Raw genomic sequence first — 1,503 nt, 5'->3', positions numbered from 1 at the left:
TCATAAGCGAGTATTGCTGGAGTCAGATTTTTCCGCACATCCATCTCCTGAATCCGTTCGTAATTTAATGTTGCGATTTTGTCGCTTGCTTTCCAAATTTTCTTTAGTTCATCGTAAGTTAAGGACTTTAGATGATTCAACAACTCCTCTGTTTTATTTAAAAATTTAGGCAGCTGGTTGTGATTAAAGCTGTCATTGTCTACCGTCATTTTCTTTGCCGGTGAAATAATAATCCGCATAAAAAACACCTTTCTATTGGTTAGTCTTGATAATTATAGCAAGCAGAGGCGGATGTTTCAAAGTTGGATTGTTTTCTTCGTGCTAAATGAAGGTAGGCGACGTTCGTTTGCCTTTCATCTGCTACATGCTCGCTCCACTTGTCCCATGAAAGGAAGCTGATATTCGGTTCCATTCCAAAAAACGGTACATGGCTATGGCATAACCGTAAATAGTTAATGAATCTTCTGATTTGAATCAGCAATACTAGTGGTAGGTGTATTTCCGACCGTTTCAGTACTCTTTTCAATCAACTTCTTATGTAACGTCAATGCCTAATATAAGACTCTAAAAATATATGTACTAGTCATTTAGCCGACTCTTATATATTCTTATATTAGCAAAGCACAGCTACCTTGTTTCTACAAAGTATTCCAGATTTTCCAGCGAAGAGCTCAGTCCATCGCTATGATCCTCTTTACTGATTCCGGGTGGGACATTTTCTGCAATGACCGTGATTTTGGTTCCTTCCAGAATCTCTTCAAAGTACCAGGTCATTATCATCACACCTTCAAAGTCTGGGTTTTCTGAATCAAAAGCACCTGCCATAACCACTTTCATATCTGGAATCAGTTCAATGAAAGTACCTTCTGATACATCTGAGTATTCACTTGTTTTTCCTTCAGAGGTTTGTTCTCCTTCGTAATAGAGGATCAAGCGATACTTTCCGCCAGCATGTGGTTCGAGTTGGTCGACTTCTCCCCACATTCCTTCCGGCGGCAACCACTTGATCAGCGCATCCGGATTGATGAAGGCCTGATAAATGGTGTGTGGCGAGGCGGCGATGACTTTTGATACAGTATCGATTCTTCCAGTTTTCGATTTATACTCCATTGTAGTATCTCCTCAATTACTTATTTAAGGCAATAAAATTTCAACTTCAGTTTGTCGATTCCTGTCGTACATATCTCAGTCTCGCCAGCAAATACATAAGGAACATGATCACCGCTCCTATAATGGCAAGGGACAGAATGTAGACCGGATTGAATGTCATTCCAGATACTGTGATATCAGAGCCGAGGTTGTACAAGTGCACTAAAGGCGCTGCCGATCCCGGTGCATAGGTAAATAAATAATTGGATTGCTCATTAAAAATATCAGTGAACCAGTTATTGACGATAACTGACAATAGATACAGCGGCACCGTAATCGCATAAGCTTTTAACAGGGCTCTCCGATCGATCCGGATCATCTCTGTTAACAGCAGATATAACCCCGTCGCTACGA

At 40.6% G+C, this 1,503-nt stretch carries 3 protein-coding genes; all 3 read right to left on the bottom strand.

Annotated features, from left to right (window positions below):
• On the bottom strand, window positions 1-239 hold a 239-nt coding region (yaaA, locus tag CLV38_RS13560), incomplete at its 3' end, for a peroxide stress protein YaaA (protein WP_146129030.1).
• Between the two features lie 388 nt (window positions 240-627).
• The gene (locus tag CLV38_RS13555) at window positions 628-1,110 is read right to left on the bottom strand and encodes an SRPBCC domain-containing protein (RefSeq protein ID WP_106196519.1); all 483 of its coding nucleotides are present in this window, start codon (window positions 1,108-1,110) and stop codon (window positions 628-630) included.
• Window positions 1,111-1,156: 46 nt separating this feature from the next.
• Window positions 1,157-1,503: hypothetical protein (locus CLV38_RS13810; RefSeq protein WP_211295488.1), on the bottom strand; the 347-nt coding region annotated here is incomplete at its 5' end.

Origin of the sequence: Alkalibacterium olivapovliticus, from assembly GCF_003003275.1 — a bacterium.
Classification (GTDB): domain Bacteria; phylum Bacillota; class Bacilli; order Lactobacillales; family Carnobacteriaceae_A; genus Alkalibacterium; species Alkalibacterium olivapovliticum.
This window is presented reverse-complemented; position numbering and strand designations above follow the sequence as displayed.